This window comes from Pseudoduganella sp. SL102 (assembly GCF_027856995.1).
Taxonomy (GTDB): domain Bacteria; phylum Pseudomonadota; class Gammaproteobacteria; order Burkholderiales; family Burkholderiaceae_D; genus Rugamonas; species Rugamonas albidiflava.
In genome coordinates this window covers 623962-640541 of record NZ_CP115554.1, presented here as the reverse complement: position 1 = coordinate 640541, position 16580 = coordinate 623962, and the positions used below count along the sequence as shown (strand labels likewise).

Here is a 16580-nt window from a genome sequence, read left to right as displayed (position 1 = left end):
TCAACCTCCGGAAAGTGCCTGCAGGATGTGGATGGTGGAATCGGGCCGGATGGGATCGTCCAGCAAGGCGCGGTCATGGCAGCGCCGGCCATCGATGAAGGCCACCACGTTGGCGCGCAGCCGGCCCTGGTCGTCCAGCACATATGCGCCGAGGCGCGGGTCCGCGGCGGCCACTTCGTCGAGCGCGGCGCGCAAGGTGGCTGCCTGCGTGACCAGCTGCGGCACGGGCAGGAAACGCGCCAGTTGTTGTGTGAAGATGATGAGCGCCAAGGGAATCGCCTCCGGGGTGCAATGATTCTAGCGCGGTTGCCGGGCCCGTTGGCCTACAATGAATGCATGACGGATGGAAAGCAACACGGGAGCTGCCGATGTCGATTACCCAGCAGGAACTGGAAACCCTGATGCAGGAAGTGGAGCTCGAGGACCCGATCGATTTCGCCGACTTGCCGTTCGACGAAAAAGACTTGCGGAGCCTCGTTGCCAGCCACCTGTGCGAGATGGCCGACAAGATGGAATCGTTCAGCGAGGCGGATCGCCAGATCACGCTGCTGGCCGTTTCCGCCAAGCTGGTGCTGGAAAACCTGGTGCTGCACGTGCAGCTGCTGCGGCGCCATGGCCAGCCGCTGAATGAACAGACCGAGGCGCTGCTGGCCCGGTTGCGCCATGGCGGCAGCGCCGGCTAGGCTGGCCGCGCCGGCACCGCGCCCCGGAGCTGGGGCGACGGCAGCTTGCGCAACGAAACTAGGCGGGTGGCAGCTTGCGCGCCGCCGGGGCGAACAGCGTGATGTCGCCTTCCGCCACCGCCACGCAGGGCAGCACGTCGTGCGCGAGGCGCTCGTCGAACGACAGGCCGGGCCATTCGACGAGGTAGCGCACGGGGCCGCCGTCGCTGCCGCACAGGCAGGTACGGCAGGTGCCGTTGCGGCAGGAGCTGGGCAGGCGGATGCCGGCGCGTTCGGCGGCGCGCAACAGGGTTTCGCCTTCCTGCGCATCGAACGCGAATTCCTTCGGCAGGACGCGAACGCGGTGCATCGCCATCAGGCGACCTGCCGCTTGCGGCGCAGCATGCCCCAGACTTCGACGACGGCCGCGCGATTGAGCAGGCAGCTCGCCGCCAGGTAGCCGGCGGCACCGGCCGCGACCTGGATCGCCAGCGCGATCCGGCGGTCCACCACCTGGTCCAGCAGGCCGTGCACACCCGTCACGGCCGCGCACATGGCGGCGCCGGACAGCATCGCCGGCAGCATCCGCATCGCCACCTCGCCCATCGTCAGCCCGATCACGCCCAGCATGCGGTGCATGTTGATCAGCAGGACGAACGGATAGACCAGTGCCCAGGCCATGGCGACGCCGAAGATGCCCCAGTGCGTTCCCGCATAGAAGGCAAGCGGCATCACCGTGCACGCGACGATGCCGTTTTGCAGCGCGATGCCGGGGCGCCCGACGGCATCGGTGACGGCGGGCAGGAACTGCACCACGGTGCGGAATGGCATGATCAGCGACAGCACCTGCAGCGGCAGGATTGCTTCCCGCCAGTGCGCGCCGAGGAAGACCAGCACGATGTCGCTGGCGGTTGCCGCCATGCCCCACAGGATCGGGAACGCGACCAGCGACACCAGCTCGAATGCCTTCAGCAATTGCCGGCCGATCGCGACGCGGTCGTTCTGGTAACGCGCCAGCGCGGGGAACGCGACCTGGTTCAGGATGCCGGACACCCGCTGTACCGGCAGGCTGGCCAGGTGCAGCGCCACCGAATACACGCCGAGGATTTCGCCGCCCAGCGTGCGGCCGATGATCACCGTGTCGGCCTGGGTGAAGAAGAACCACAGGAAGCGCGAGGCCGATACCTTGCCGCCGAACGTCAGCAGCGCACGCATGCCCTGCCACGAAAACAGCGGCAAGTGGGGGAACGGCGCGACGACGTTGACCGCTATCGTGCGGTAGAGCGCGGCGACGATGATGCCCAGCGCCAGCGACCACACCCCCATGCCCCACCATGCCAGCGCCAGCGTGACGAAGGCGGTGAGCACGGACTGCGACAGGTCCAGCAGCGAGCGGGCGCGGAAATTCAGGCCGCGCTGCAGCAGCACTTCGGAGACCAGGCCGAACGGTGCCAGCACGAATTGCAGCGACATCAGCCGGATCAGGTCGGCCAGGTGCGGTTCGGCGAAGAAGCGCTCGGCGAGCGGCGCACACGCCACCAGCAGCAGTACCACGACGAAATTGACGAGCGTGAACAGGCCATAGGCCTGGCGCAGCTTCTGGGTGGACACTTCCTTGGCCTGCACGAGCGCCGGCGCCAGACCCATCTCGACGAACATGGCGCACCAGGCCAGGAACACGGAAGCCATCGCCATCAGGCCATAATCGGCCGGCACCAGCATGCGCATCACGATGATCGTGATGACCCAGCTGATGATCTGGCTGGCGAACTTGGCGCCGGCGACCCATTTCAGTCCGTGCAGGACGTCCTTCTTCAATGACATGCGGGGGTGTTCCTTGTTACGCCAGCTGTGCGCTCGTGGTCAGGTTGCGTGCCATGCGCAGGACGAAGCGCAACCGGCTCCTGTCCCATGGTGTAAAGCGGGGCAGCTGGAACAGGTCCGGCCGGCCGCGGCTGGCGCCCCACGACGTGGACACGGCGCCCTCGAAACGCAGTTCGCGCGCCATCGCCACGTGGCGCGCTTCGTAATCCTCGCCCGGCTTGCCGTTCGGGTAGGCGAACAGTGGCACGCTGGCGCCGATCATGTCTTCCAATGCCAGCTTGCCCTGTGCGATCTCGTGGCGCGCCTCATGGTCCGGCAGGCGCGCCAGGATCGGATGATTGACGGTGTGCGCGCCGATGCCCATGCCGGCCGCATGCAGTTTCCGCACCTGGGCCGTCGTCATCATCAGGTCTTCCGGCAACGCCGCGCCGGCCAGGTCCACCAGCCGGTCGACCTGCTGCTGCCGCTCGGCCATCGGCAGGTATTTCAACTGCCGGATCAGCGCGGGGATGGCCTGCCGGCGATCGGGCTCCGTGTGGAGGGGATGCGTGCCGAGACCCAGCGGCGTGGCATCGAGCACGCCGTCCGGCGCACGCCGCACCAGTTCATACACGCTGTCGTTCCACATCCGCCCGCCGTTCAGGAAGCCGGTGGCGACAAAGAAGGTGGCGTGCAGGCCATGCCGCTGAAGGATCGGCAACGCCACCTCGGCATTGTCGGCATAGCCGTCGTCGAACGTGATCGCCGCCGCGCGTGGCGGCAGCGTGCCTTCCCGGGAGCGCCGGACCGCTTCCAGCAGCGGCAGCACGCGGAAGTGCGACTTCAGCATGCCGACCTGGGCCGAGAACTCGGCGGCATCGACCTCGCTGGGAAACAGCGGGTCCTTGCGGGGCAGCACGCGGTGATAGATCAGGATCGACAGGCCATGCCGGCCTCCCGGCGACAGCAGCGACAGCAGGCTTTTTTCCAGCAGCGGTGCGGTGCTGGCGTGGACGGCGGCGTCAGCGCCGGATTCAGGCTGTTTCATGGCGAAGCTCTTCTTCTGGAGCCGTTTCATCCGGCGGCTCGGGTTCCGGCGCAAGGGGACTGATGAGTGGCTTCGGCACCAGCATCTTCCGCTCGCGCTCGACGATCAGGTGCGTCGCCACCATCGCCGCCATCAGGTAATACGGTACGTCGAAATACGTGAGGCTGAGGAAAGCGCCGCCGACGGCAAAGCCCAGCAGGCTGACCTGGACCATGCGCGCCAGGTTGCCGGCCCATGCCAGTTCGGTGAAACGGGCCGAACGGCTGATGATGCGTGACCCGGTCAGCCAGGTGAAGATGCCGAGCGCCAGGTAGATCACCAGCCCGCCCCAGCCATGCTCGCCCAGCACCTGGAAATAAATGCTGTGCGCCGCATGCACATCCTCGGGGATCGGCGCATACAGCTGGAACACGTGCGGATCATAGATCTCAAAGCCACCACCCAGTGGCCGGTCGTTGGCCAGGTTGTAGGCCATCCACCAGGCATTGATGCGGCCCATCGCCGACAGATCCTGCTCGTATTCGTCGATCGTGTCGATGCGGGCGTGCCACTGCTCGGGCATGAATACCAGCGCGACCGGTACGCAAAGGAGCAGCAGCATGCCGAGCATGACCTTGTTGCGGCTCTTGAGCCACAGGAAGGCCAGCATGCCCACCATCGCGATCGCCGCGCCGCGCGAATACGACGCCAGCGACGCCAGGGCGCACAGCACCATCGACACGATCATCGCGCGCTTGGCCCACTTGTTGTCCAGCAGCGTGTACAGGTACAGCATCAGGGGGATCGTCATCACCAGCGCCAGTGCGATCTCGTTGTTACCGTCGATGAAGGTGCCGATCGGCCCCCACACGCGGTACTGGCCGCCGCTGCGCAGCGTGAAAATGCCGCCCTTGACTCCATAGAAACCGATGGAGATCACGACAGTCCAGATCAGCCATTCGACATGCTTGCGCTTGCGTAGCAGCATCATCACGACGATCGTCATGCCCATGATCTTCAGCACCTTGATCAGCTGCGGCATGATGTAGTCCGGGTGGATCGCGAACGCGGCCGTCAGGCACATGTAGGCGATGAAGACCACGAACGTGATGGTAACGGGGGTCAGCGGATAGCGGTATTTCCGGTGCGCGTTGGTGGCCATGGCCGCCACGGTCGTCACGGCGATGATGGCGGCGAAGGGGAAATCGCGCGCGAAACCCCAGCCTTGCGTGTGCGGGTTCATCACGCTGATCCAGATCCACATGACCATGCCCAGCGAGGGACGCTTGAAGATATACGGCAGCGAGCCGAACACCAGCAATGTGATGACGACGTCCCTCATGCGGCGATACTCCCGGTGGCAACCTTGCTGACCACGTAGCGGAACTTGCCGGATTTTTCAGGAGCGATCTCGGCGACCCGTTCGACCTCGACGCCGACGCCGGCACCCAGGCGGGCCTTGAAGCCCCGCTCGATCTGGCGCCGCAGCGTGTCGAATGCCGGGGTTTCCAATGGCGCGGCCAGCACCACCTGCACACGCGTGAGGTCCAGGCTTTCCTGCGTGATCTTGAACGCCTGTACCTGCGGCAGGTCGCGCAGGATGTACACGAGGGCCAGCCCATGCATCACGGTACCGTCCTGCGCGACGAGAAAATCGGTGCTGCGGCCCTGGATTTCCTGCAGCAGCGGCAAGCCGCGCCCGCAACCGCATTGCTGCGTGCCCAGCACGCCGATGTCGCCGGTGCGGTAGCGGATGAACGGGAAGTCGCCGGTGGCCAGGTGCGTCACGACGATCTCGCCGGACTGCCCGCGCGGCACCGGCTTGCCGTCGGCGCCGAGGATCTCGACGACGATATCCTCGGCGGTGATGTGCATGCCGCCTTCCGGGCACTGGTGCGCGATGAAGCCGGCATCGCGCCCGCCGTAGCCGTTGGCGACCGGGCAGCCGAAGGTGCTGGAAATCTGCGCGCGCTGCTCGTCGTACAGGCGCTCGGACGTGACGAAGGCGACGCGGATGCCCAGGTCGTCCATGCGCTGCCCCTTGTCCCGGGCATGGCGCGCAATGTGCGACAGCGCCGACGGATAACCGAACAGCATGCGCGGCTTGTGGGCACGGATGCGCGCCACGAATCCGTCGAGCTTGGCCGCCGACATCTCGAATGCCGGCAGCAGATGCGTGCGCAGCAGCCGGTCGCGCAGTGCGCGCACGCGGTCCTGCGCACCAAGTTCGATCGGCGAGCCCCACACCACGATTTCCGGGTCGCCGATATCGACGTTCCACCAGCGCGTGGCGCGCCATTTCGCGGCCACGTCATGGCTGACGCGCTCCTTGCCGATGTAGAAGATCAGCGGCTCCCCGCTGGAGCCGCCGGTGTTGAAGCGGGCCAGGCCCACCGCATCCGAGGCTTTCAGCCGGTCGGCATTGGCCCGGATGACGGCCTTGTCCATCAACGGCAGCCGGGCCAGGTCGTCCAGGCTGTGCAGGTCGCGCGCCGGGTCGAAGCCGATCTGCGCGAACAGGTCGCGGAAATACGGCACCGAGGTGGCCGCCCGATCCAGCAGGCAGCGCAGGCGTTGCAGCTGCAGATCGCGCAGCCGTTCTTCCGGCCAGTACTGCGATTCCTCGAGCTGCTTGCGCACCGCGACGCTGCTGTGCTGCTTGACCCGTTCGTGCAAGGGGAAGATCAGGTTCGTGACGAGCGCCGTGTAGGGCGCCGGGCGATAGCGCACGTTCTGCATGCTCATGGCTGGCTCACCGCGGTGGTGCCGGCACGGCTGGCCAGCACGTGTTGATAGACAGCGAGCAGGCGCGGCCGCACGCTCGCCCACGTGTATGCCTGCACCTGGCGCAACCCTGCTTCGCGCAAGGAAGCCGCCAGCGCAGGCTCGGCCGCCAGCCGCAGGACGGCTGCGGCCATGGCCTCGGGGGCCCGGGGCGGTACCAGCAATGCGGTACGGCCGTCTTCGACGAGATAGGGCACGCCGCCGACGTTCGTGCTGACCACCGGTACGCCGCAGGCCAGCGATTCGAGCACGGAATTGGGCATGTTGTCGACCAGGCTGGGATTGAGCATCACGTCCGCGTTACGGTACAGCGCCGCCATGGCCGCGTTGTCGACGCGGCCGGTGAACGTGACGGCCTGGGCGACACCCAGCTCCGCCGCGAGCCCTTCCAGTTCGGCGCGCAGCGGGCCGGAACCGGCAATCACCAGCGTGGCATCCGCATGGCGTTCGCGCACCAGGGCAAAGGCGCGCAATGCGGACGCGTTGTCGTAGATCGGTTCCAGGTTGCGGGCCACCAGCAGGCGGGGACCGGTACCGGCTTGCACTTCCCGCGCCGATGAAAAGCGCTCCAGGCTGACGATGTTCGGTACCACCTGTGTCGCCAGGCCGTACTTGCCGAAGACGGTTTCCAGGAAGCCGGACGGCACGATGACGGCATCCGCGCGCTCCATGCTCGGCGCCACCCAGCGGCGCGCGCGGGCCAGGAACTCGTCGGCCTCGCCGCCCCGGTAATTGACGACCACGGGCTTGCCGCGCAGGCGGGCGATCCAGATCGCAGGCGCGGCGAACAGGTGCCACGACCAGCCCGAATTGGCCATCACGTGGAACACCTGCACGCTGCCGGCCGTGCGCCACAGGCAGGCCAGGTAGGGCAGCAGCCGCGCGACGGCGCGCAGCCCCTTGATGCGGCCAGTCCAGGCGGGCCGGTATGGCGCGTTGACCTGCACGGTCACGACCTCGATGCCCTCGCCGCGCAACAACGCGGCCAGTTGCAGGGTCTGGTTTGCCATGCCGCCGGAAGGCGGCGGCAGCGGTCCTACCAGGCCGATCGACAATGCCGTCATGTGCGCTCTCCCGCGACCAGGTCGCCATACACCTTCCGGTAGCGCGCCACGCTGGCCGTCCAGTTGCGTTCATTCTCGACGAAGCGCCGGCCCTGCTCCTTCAGCTGCGGCCACTGCTCCGGTGCGGCCAGCAAGTCCAGCACGCGCTTCGCCAGGGCGGCTGCGTCGCCCGCGGTGAACAGCACGCCCGTGCGCCCGTCCTCGATCAGTTCGCGGTGCCCACCCACGTCGGAGGCGGCCAGCAGGCGGCCCTGCGCCATCGCTTCCAGCGGCTTCAGGGGCGTCACGAGATCCGTCAGCCGCATCTTCAGGCGCGGATAGCAGAGTACGTCCACCAGGTTGTAGTAGCGCTGCACTTCCTGGTGCGGAACCCTGCCCGTGAAGACCACCTGCGCGCCGATGCCGAGCGCCCCGGCTTGCGCCCGAAGCGCCCCGTCCTGCGGGCCGCCGCCCACCAGCAGCACGCGCAAGTCGGGCCGCCGCGCCAGCATGGCCGGCAGGGCGTCGAGCAGCACGTTCAAGCCTTCATAGGCGTAGAACGAGCCGATGAAGCCCAGCACGGTTTTTCCTTCCAGGCCCAGCTCGCGCGCCAGCGCCTCGTCGCGCACGCCGCCCACCGAAAAATCGCCGATATCGACCGCGTTCGGGATCACTGCGATCTTTTTCGCGGGAATGCCCCGGCCGACGATCTCGGTCCGCAATCCCTCGCAGATCGTGGTGGCCGCATCGACACGCTTCAATGCCCAGGTTTCCATGGCACGGGTGAGGCGGTAGCGCATGCCCCATTCCTTGCTGGTGCCATGGTCGACCGCCGCGTCTTCCCAGAAGGCGCGGATTTCATACACGACGGGAATGCCCAGCTTGCGGCCCACGCGCAGCGCCGCGACAGCGTTCAGCGCCGGCGAATGCGCATGCAGGATGTCCGGCTTCACTTCCCGCGCCACCTGCAGCAGGCGCGTGGCCAGCCGGTCGATCACGGCCAGCTGGTTCAGCACCGGCATGCGCGACAGCATGCCGTGCGCCGGCTCGGTGCGGAAAAAGCACAGGCCGTCGACGGTTTCATGTGTGTCGCCGGCGCTGCCGTTGGCCGCCGCGTGCTTCGGGCTGGTGATGTGGTGCGTGTCCCAGCCCAGGGCGCGCTGCTGCTGCAGGATCGAGCGGGTGCGGAAGGTATAGCCGCTGTGCAGCGGGATCGAATGATCCAGCACGTGCAGGATTTTCAGCGGGCGCGCGGCGATATCGGCGATACCGGCAATGTCGGAAGTACCCATGTTACGCCTGCATTTCTTTTTTCAGGAAGGCTTCGAACATCAGCAGCGTCCAGATCGGCGCACTGTAGTCGCGGCGGCCCGACTGGTGGTGTTCCACCATCTCGGCCAGGAAGGCGGCATTGAACATCCCGGTGGCGGCCAGGTTCGGGCCCAGCAGCGAAGTTCGCACGCGTTCGCGCAACGGCCCGCGGAACCACGCGGCCAGCGGCACCGCAAAGCCCTGCTTGCGCCGGTACAGGATATCGTGCGGCAGGTACTTTTCCATGCTTTTCTTGAAGATGTATTTTCCTTCGCTGCCTTTCAGCTTCATCTCCGGCGGCAGGCCCGAGATCCACTCGACCAGCTGGTGATCCAGCAGTGGCACGCGGACCTCGAGCGCATGCGCCATGCTGGCGCGGTCCACCTTCGTCAGGATGTCGCCCGGCAGGTAGGTCTTCATGTCCAGGTACTGGATCAGCGACAGCGGATCGTCGGTGGGCGAATTGTTCGCGTGGCCACGCATCACGTCGATCGCGCGATAGCCCTGCAGGCCGGCGCGGAACGTGTCTGAAAACAGCTGCGAGCGCATCGCATCCGTCATGATCGACACGCCATGGAAATAGCCTTCCACCAGGTCGCGCGACAGCGATTCGAAGGTGCTCTTGGCACGGAACACGCGCGGTGCCCAGTCGGCCTTCGGGTAATAGCGGCCCAGCGTGCCGAACAGCGGACGGCGCAATGCGGACGGAATCCGGCCACGTACCTGTTCTTCCGCCATCGTGTAGCGATAGCGTCGGTAACCCGCCAGGTTTTCGTCGCCGCCGTCGCCGGACAACGCCACGGTCACGCGCTGGCGCGCCAGTTGGCACACGCGGTAGGTGGGGATCGCCGAACTGTCGGCATACGGTTCGTCGTACAGGTCGGACAGGGTATCGAGCAGGCCGAAGTCGTCGGTATCGACTGTCTGCACATGGTGGTCGGTGCGGTATTGCTGCGCCACTTGCGCCGCGTACGCGGATTCGTCGAACGCGCGGTCGCGGAAGCCGATCGAACAGGTATTCACGGGAGCATTGTTCAGGCCAGCCATCATCGCCACCACGGCACTGGAATCGACGCCACCCGACAGGAAAGCCCCCAGCGGCACCTCGGCCACCAGCTGGCTGCGCACCGCATCGCGCAACCGCTCGACCAGCTCGCCTTGCGCGTCGCTTTCCGTCATCGCATGGTGGAGCTTGAACGGCACGTCCCACCAGCGCTGCGGCGTGGCCAGCGGCGCCCCTACCTTCTGCACCAGCCGGTAACCCGGCGACAGCTTGAATGCGCCCTTGTAGATCGTCTTCGGTTCCGGCACGTAGCCGTAGGCGAAATAATCCTCGACGGCGCGCGGGTCGATCTCGCGCGGCAGGCCGGGCAGCGAGCGCAGGGCTTTCAGTTCGGAGCTGAACGCGAACAGTCCATCCGGCAGCATCGTGTAGAACATCGGCTTGACGCCCATGTGATCGCGCGCCAGGAACATCAGCTGCTGGTTGCGGTCCCACAGGCCGAAGGCGAACATGCCGCGGAAGCGTTCGACACAGGCCTCGCCCCATTCTTCCCACGCGTGCACGATCACCTCCGTGTCGCTGTTCGTCCTGAACACGTGGCCCAGCGCTTTCAGCTCGGCCGTCAACTCGCGGTAGTTGTAGATCTCGCCGTTGTAGCAGACCATCACGCTGCCGTCTTCATTGCCGAGCGGCTGCTGGCCCAGCGACAGGTCGATCACGGATAACCGGCGGTGGCCGAAACCGACGCCGGGTTCGCGGTAGATGTCGCCTTCATCGGGCCCCCGGTGGAACTGGGTATCGTTCATTCGCCGCAGCAGTGCTTCGTCGATGTCGCGCCGGCCACGCGTATCCAGTATGCCCACTATTCCGCACATGATGTCACCGCCCCTCTGGTCTTGATCTTTCGTTCGCACAGGCTGTCGTACATGCCCTGGTAGGCCGCGACCATCGCCGTCATGCTGTATTTGTGGAGCACCCGCTCGCGGCCCGCGGCACCGTGCCGTGCCGCCAGCTCAGGCGATCCGGCGTATCGCTCGAATGCGGCCGCCATCGCGCCCGGATCGGATGGCGGCACGAGCAGGCCCGTGACACCTTCATCCACCACTTCCGGAATGCCGCCCACGCGCGTTCCGACCACCGGCAAGCCGCTTGCCATCGCTTCCAGCGCGGAACCCGGCGTGCCCTCGGCGATCGACGACATGGCGAACACGTGGAGGCGGCGCAGAACCTGCGCGATGTCGGTGCGCGCCCCCGGCAGCCAGACCGCATCCTGCAGGCCGAGCGACGCGACCCTGGCGCGCATCGATTCGAGCAGCGGACCGTCGCCCACGATCGCCAGCCGCAACGGCAGCTCCGGGCGCCGCTCGCGCAGCAGTGCAAAAGCGGCGAACAAGGTGGCATGATCCTTCACGGCTTGCACGCGGCCAACCGTGCCGATCACGAAGTGCGCCGGGTCGAACGGCCAGCCGTCCGGCCGCACCGTCTCATCCGGCAGGCCGGGATGGAACCGCTCGGCATCGATGCCGTTTGCCAGCATCCGGCTCTTGTGCGGGGGCACGCGGATCACGTCCCGGTTCCACTGCTCCATGGCCGCCGAGTTCGCATAGCAGCAGTCATAGAAGGGCACCATCAGCCGGCGCAGCGCATTGTGTTTCCGGTTGGTGCCGTGCGGATCGTCGTGATCCCGGCCATGGGCACCATTGATGCGCACCGGGACGCTGGCCAGCAACGCCGCAGGGCCGTATTCGACAGCGGACAGGTTATATGAATGCAGCACTGCCGGACGCAGTTCGCGCAGCAGGCGCCACAGTGCCACGTGCGTTCCCGGCGATTGGCCGGGCTGCTTGTGCAGCGCGTGGATCGCCACGCCGGCACGGGTGATTTTCCTGGCGAACGCGGGGTTGGAATCGGTCAGGCACACGATCGCATGCCGGTAGGCACTGGCTGGCATCCGGTTAATCCGTTCGACCAGCAGCGATTCCAGCCCGCCAAAATCGAGCCGATAGATCAGGTGGACGATGAGCGGAGCGTCATTCATGGGTTCACTGTCGCGCATTGGCGGCAAGCACGGCGTCGATCGAGGCGAGATGGGCCTGCAGGAAAGTGCGCAGCGCGGGGCGCGCCGTGGCCGGATCCTCGTCGTATGGCGAGAATAGCATCAAGGCTGCACCATCGTCACTGCCAGTCAGAAATTTTTGTTTCGTCTGCAACAATTTCCCCACGTAGTTGCTGGTCGTCGGGCGTCCGCCGATGTCATACCACTGCCAGACGACGACGCGTCCGCCAGGTCCCATCAGCGTGGTTTCCCGCATGACGAGCGGCCGGCCGGCGATGGTTTCGGTCCGGATCGCCATACCGGTCTCATGCCAGCCACTGCGCTGCGCCGTCAGCCGGTTGGTGGAACTGATCAGCTTGCCCCCATTGCCGTCGCGGTAGTACTTGAGCACGAAGCCCACCGGCTGGGTGCCGACCTGGTAGAAGTTGCGCAAGGTCGCGCTGGCTGGCGCGAAATCCGGTTGCCACTCGGTGAATGCCGGCGCGGCAGGGGCCCGGGCCGCGAACGTCGCCAGCTCGGCCGCAGGTGGCGTTGCGTTGCCGCGCTCGATATACCAGCCGTAGGCCGGCCACACGCCAGCGCACACCGCCACGCCGAGCACGGCCGCGGCGACCCGTGCCGGCGACGCGGACGAGAGCCGGGGGATCGCGTTTGCCGACGCGGCAACGGCCGGCGCCTCCTCGCGCCAGAAGCTGCCGATCCAGAACAGCAGCAGCATCACCAGGCCGAAGAATGCCCAGCCGTAGATCAGGTGGTCGACGCCGACGGCCAGCGTCATGTTGCTGGAGTGGCCGATCATCACGATCATGTAGGCGCGCAAGCCGTTGGCCAGCACCGGAAGCGCGAGGGCGACGACGATGAACAGCACCCGGCGCCATGTCGACTGGTAGGTCAGGTACGCATACAGGCAACCCAGCGTGACCGACGAAATGAGGTAGCGCAGGCCGCTGCATGCCTCCACCACCGACCAGTCGCCGCTCGGGATGCTGAAGTTGTTCCCCTCGCGCAGCACGGGAATGCCGGTCAGGCGCAGGGCGTCGACCGTGAAGTTGGCGGTGATGCCGATCAGCGGTTCGATCAAGCCCTCGCCGACCGGCACGCCGAACAGCAGGAACGCCAGCGGAAACGCCAGCGCGCGGGCGATCGCCTTGCCGTACGCGGCCAGCACGGCCAGCGGGATCATCACGGCGAACGCATACTGCCGCACCACCAGCACGTCGCCCAGCATGGCCAGCATCCAGGCCGCGCCACACAGCAGCAGCACCGCGAGGGCCGGCCAGCAGGGACGCACCGGCAACGACGCCAGTTGCGCGCGGCGGCGCCAGGCCAGCCACAGCGAGATCGGCACGATGATGAACCCGTGCGCGAAGGTTTCCGAGCGTTCCCAGATCGAGACGATCGACGCCGCCGTGTCGAGATAGGCGAGCAGCGGGAACAGCACGGCCAGGCCGGCGATCCACCATTGCGCCGTGGGCGGCGCATCGTTCCCGGATCGCGCCGCGGCCAGCCTGGCTTCTTCGGTAACGGTAACGGTATTCATGCCCGGTTCCATGTCGGTGAAGGGATGGCGGCCCGCAGCGGCGCGGTACCGGCAGGCTGCCGGGGCGCCTCCAGCAGCGCATCGAGCGGTGCCAGCCGGGCATCCCAGCCATACGAAGCCTCGACGCGCGCACGGGCCGCATGGCCGACGGCCGCCCGCAAGCCGTCATCCGCCAGGGCGGCAACGATCGTGTCGGCCACGTCCGCCGCATGCTCGGCCAGCAGCACCTCGCTGCCGGTCGCGGCGTCGATGCCTTCCAGCGCCTGGGGGCTGACGACGACGGCCTTCGCCATCGACATCGCTTCCAGCACCTTGTTCTGGATACCCCGTGCCACGCGCAGCGGCGCCACCGACAACGCCGCGTGGACGACATAGGGACGTACGTCCGGCACGGTGCCGGTGACGGTCACGCCGGGCAGCTTCGCCAGCGCCTGCACTTCCGGTGCCGGCCGTGCACCGACGATCACGAACGATGCCTGCGGCACGCGGGCGCGCACCAGCGGCAGGACGTCCTGCGCAAACCACTGGACCGCGTCGACGTTCGGCCAGTAATCCATCGCGCCGCAGAACACCAGGGCGGTTTCGCCGGAGGCGTAAGGGTTGGCATGGCCGGCATCGGGCGAAAAATAGGCGGTATCGACGCCGTTGCCGAACCAGCCGACGCGGGCTGCGCTTTCCGGCGCGAGGGTACGGAACAGCTCGGCCTCGGGGGCCGACACGAACAATGCCGCATCGCTGTCGGCCGCCACCTGGCGCTCGTAGCGCAACAGGCGGTCCGCCTCGTAACCGTACAGCAGGCTGGCCGGCCACGCCTTCTTGTCCGCGTAGGCACGCCATTTTTCGGAATCGACGTCGCACAGGTCGACCACGCGGCGCACCTCGGGCATGTCCTGCGTGTACTGCGCCATCGGCGACGAGAACACCACCACGCGTTCGATGCCCGCATCCCGCATGGTGCGGCGCACCCAGGCACGGGTGGAACGGTCGCTGTAGTAGTCCAGGGAAAGTGCGCGGTTTGCCAGCAGCGCGCGCAGGCTGCGCAGCCGCGCGCGGCGAGGGTTCAGCGGCGCAAAATGGCTCGAGGCGCACAACTTGCGCACATGCGCCACATACTGCCAGTCGTCCGGGTCGTCGACGAAGGTTGCCAGGTGCACGCGATAGCGCGCAGCCAGGTGCCGCAGCAGGTGCCAGGAGCGGATCTTGTCCCCCTTGTTGGGAGGATAGGGAATGCGATGCACCAGCAACAGCAGGTCTTCCACGGTGTCACCCCAGGTCTTTGACGATATGCGGACCCAGCACGTTCGCCAGCGGCAACGGCAGTTTCTGCCACAGCTTGATGAACAGTTGGTACTTCGGGTTCAGCGGATTCACATCGGGCAGGTCATGCGATGCGACCAGGCGGTATTCATACGGCAGCGGCTGGGCCACGAAGCCCCAGTTTTTCTTGAAGTCGAACGCGCCGGTGCCGCGCTTGCTGCGGCCGAAATCGAAAATGCGGTATCCCTTCGCAGCGGACGCCTGCATCAGGTTCCAGTACATGAAGTCGTTCCCGGCCACGTCGCGCGCGAGCGGCATGCCGCCACCGTAATAGGGCAGCACTTCGTCGCGGAAGAAAAAGCTCAGCACGCCGGCCACCAGGCGCTTGTCGCTGCCTTCGCCCTGCACGATGACGCGTACTTCGCAATCGTCGCCAAACTCTTCCTTCAACAAGCGGAAATACTTTTTCGAGAACACCGGGGTGCCCAGGCGATGCACGCTGTTCGCATAGGCGGTAAAGAAACGCTCGACATCCTGGTCGACCTCGCCCGTCAATCCCAGCTTGATGCCCTTGCGCACCATCGCGCGCTGCTTGCGCGGGATGGCGTTCATGTTGGCCTCGTCGTCGCCGCTGATTTCCTTGCGGAAGGTCACATACAGGTCCTTGCCCAGCCAGGCCGCGTCGTCCGGGTGGGCGGGCGTGTAGTTGCGGTATTCGAGGTGGCCCACGTTCAACGAACCTGCCAGCCGCAACGCTTCGGCGTCGAGTGCCGCCCGGGCTTCACCCGTGTGTGCCGCCACGCCGCCGTACACGCAGAACGGCAGTGCGATCAATGCGTGGCCGAACAGGCGGCTCTTGATCTGCGCCAGCGGCAGCACGCCTTCGATGTGCCCATCACGCTCGGCCAGGAAGAACCAGGTACGGTGGCCGAAGGCTTCCTCGATCACCCGCTGCCAGCCGGCACGGTGGAAGAACGTGGCTTCCGGGCAGGCCTGGACGAACGCATCCCAGCGCGCCCGATCGGCGCTCTCGGCCCCCAGCAGCCGCACCGACAGTGGCCCCGGTTGTGCGGCCGGCTCGGCCAGCGGCGGCGTGGCCGGTTCCGCGGCAGCGGCCACGCCTGCCTGGGCGCGCTGCATGGCCTGTTCGATGATGGCGCTCATGCACGCTCCAGGAAGATGCGGTCCATGCGGTCCCACTGGAAATCATGCGTCAGCGCGCGGATCCGGCGTTCCATCCGCTCCAGGTTGACATAGTGCCGGAAGCGGGTCTTGGCGCCGACGCCGCCGATGCGCGGCTGGCCCGGATCGATTTCCCACGGATGGAAATAAAAGATGGCCGGCTGCCCGTCCTTGTCGTTCACGCGCCGCATCAGGCGGCGCGACAGGGCATACGGCAGCAAACGGAAGTAACCGCCGCCGCCGGCGGGCAGATTGCGCTCCATCATGCGCACCGTGGTGATCGGCACCTCCAGCAAGCCATCCGTGCCGCCCGGGTAGAACGCGAAACGGGGTGCGTCGGGCATGCCGTAGTGATCATGCGCGATCGGATAGATCGACGAACTGTAGCGGTAACCCGCCTCCTGCAGCACGTCCAGTGCCCACAGGTTGGCGGGACCGATCGAGAAGCTGGGTGCGCGGTAACCCAGCACAGGGGTGCCGCCGATGTCTTCCAAAATGGCCTTGCTGCGGGCGACATCGTCCAGGAACTGTTCGCGGGTCTGGTCCGACGCCCGCAAATGCCCGTAGCCGTGGCTGGCCAGTTCGTGCCCGCCGGCCACGATACGCTTCACCATGGCCGGATAGCGTTCGGCGATCCAGCCGAGCGTGAAGAATGTGCCCCGCGCGCCGCCCTCTTCCAGGATCGCAAGGATGCGTTCGATATTGGCTTCGACCCGGCATTCGCGCGACGGCCAGCTGTCGCGCGCGATATGGTCGGCGAAGGCGGACACCTGGAAATAATCCTCGACGTCGATCGTCATCGCGTTGCGCAGCGCGGCTGCATTCGGCGCGGGCGCGTGCAAGGGGCGTATGGGCGCGTTCATGGCATCTCCTGGCGTTCGTCCGGCCGACCGGCGACGCGGGCCGCGATCA

The 16580-nt window shown here is 66.7% G+C and carries 15 protein-coding genes; 1 reads left to right on the top strand and 14 read right to left on the bottom strand.

Features of this window, described 5'->3' with window-relative positions; translation table 11 throughout:
• Positions 1-270: a MoaD/ThiS family protein gene (locus OU994_RS02830; protein WP_131148250.1), complete on the bottom strand. Its 270-nt coding sequence runs from the start codon at positions 268-270 to the stop codon at positions 1-3.
• A gap of 98 nt (positions 271-368) precedes the next feature.
• On the opposite strand from OU994_RS02830, the gene OU994_RS02825 reads away from it, so the two are divergent.
• Positions 369-683, top strand: coding sequence for a hypothetical protein (locus OU994_RS02825; protein WP_281609550.1), 315 nt, complete (start codon positions 369-371; stop codon positions 681-683).
• A 58-nt stretch (positions 684-741) separates the two neighbouring features.
• On the opposite strand, the gene OU994_RS02820 is transcribed toward OU994_RS02825, so the two are convergent.
• Genes OU994_RS02820 through OU994_RS02760 form a run of 13 tightly spaced genes read right to left on the bottom strand, consistent with a single transcriptional unit; the run spans position 742 to position 16531 of the window.
• A complete protein-coding gene (locus OU994_RS02820) occupies positions 742-1038 on the bottom strand; it encodes a 2Fe-2S iron-sulfur cluster binding domain-containing protein (RefSeq protein ID WP_281609549.1) in 297 nt (98 codons plus the stop codon).
• Positions 1038-2486, bottom strand: coding sequence for a lipopolysaccharide biosynthesis protein (locus OU994_RS02815; protein WP_281609548.1), 1449 nt, complete (start codon positions 2484-2486; stop codon positions 1038-1040). The genes OU994_RS02820 and OU994_RS02815 overlap by 1 nt, the downstream gene beginning before the upstream one ends.
• 16 nt (positions 2487-2502) lie before the next feature.
• Positions 2503-3513 (bottom strand): polysaccharide deacetylase family protein, encoded by a 1011-nt coding sequence (locus tag OU994_RS02810; RefSeq protein ID WP_281609547.1) that lies wholly within the window; start codon positions 3511-3513, stop codon positions 2503-2505.
• Positions 3500-4834 (bottom strand): putative O-glycosylation ligase, exosortase A system-associated, encoded by a 1335-nt coding sequence (locus OU994_RS02805; RefSeq protein WP_281609546.1) that lies wholly within the window; start codon positions 4832-4834, stop codon positions 3500-3502. The genes OU994_RS02810 and OU994_RS02805 overlap by 14 nt, the downstream gene beginning before the upstream one ends.
• Positions 4831-6237 carry a phenylacetate--CoA ligase family protein gene (locus OU994_RS02800; protein ID WP_281609545.1) on the bottom strand — a complete coding sequence of 469 codons (1407 nt, stop codon included), beginning with the start codon at positions 6235-6237 and terminating at the stop codon, positions 4831-4833. Before OU994_RS02800 ends, OU994_RS02805 begins: the two co-directional genes overlap by 4 nt.
• A complete protein-coding gene (locus OU994_RS02795) occupies positions 6234-7340 on the bottom strand; it encodes a glycosyltransferase family 4 protein (protein WP_281609544.1) in 1107 nt (368 codons plus the stop codon). Before OU994_RS02795 ends, OU994_RS02800 begins: the two co-directional genes overlap by 4 nt.
• Positions 7337-8563, bottom strand: coding sequence for a TIGR04063 family PEP-CTERM/XrtA system glycosyltransferase (locus tag OU994_RS02790; protein WP_281611567.1), 1227 nt, complete (start codon positions 8561-8563; stop codon positions 7337-7339). The genes OU994_RS02795 and OU994_RS02790 overlap by 4 nt, the downstream gene beginning before the upstream one ends.
• A gap of 49 nt (positions 8564-8612) precedes the next feature.
• A complete protein-coding gene (locus tag OU994_RS02785; RefSeq protein ID WP_281609543.1) occupies positions 8613-10508 on the bottom strand; it encodes an XrtA/PEP-CTERM system amidotransferase in 1896 nt (631 codons plus the stop codon).
• Entirely contained in the window at positions 10496-11671 is a 1176-nt protein-coding gene (locus tag OU994_RS02780) for a TIGR03088 family PEP-CTERM/XrtA system glycosyltransferase (protein WP_281609542.1), read from the bottom strand. Before OU994_RS02780 ends, OU994_RS02785 begins: the two co-directional genes overlap by 13 nt.
• Positions 11672-11675: 4 nt before the next feature.
• Positions 11676-13229, bottom strand: coding sequence for an exosortase A (gene xrtA / locus OU994_RS02775; protein WP_281609541.1), 1554 nt, complete (start codon positions 13227-13229; stop codon positions 11676-11678).
• Complete coding sequence (locus OU994_RS02770; protein WP_281609540.1) at positions 13226-14488, bottom strand: TIGR03087 family PEP-CTERM/XrtA system glycosyltransferase; 1263 nt, start codon at positions 14486-14488, stop codon at positions 13226-13228. Before OU994_RS02770 ends, xrtA begins: the two co-directional genes overlap by 4 nt.
• A gap of 4 nt (positions 14489-14492) precedes the next feature.
• Positions 14493-15650, bottom strand: coding sequence for a FemAB family XrtA/PEP-CTERM system-associated protein (locus OU994_RS02765; protein ID WP_281609539.1), 1158 nt, complete (start codon positions 15648-15650; stop codon positions 14493-14495).
• The gene (locus tag OU994_RS02760) at positions 15647-16531 is read right to left on the bottom strand and encodes an XrtA system polysaccharide deacetylase (protein ID WP_281609538.1); all 885 of its coding nucleotides are present in this window, start codon (positions 16529-16531) and stop codon (positions 15647-15649) included. The genes OU994_RS02765 and OU994_RS02760 overlap by 4 nt, the downstream gene beginning before the upstream one ends.
• Between the last annotated feature and the right edge of the window lie 49 nt (positions 16532-16580).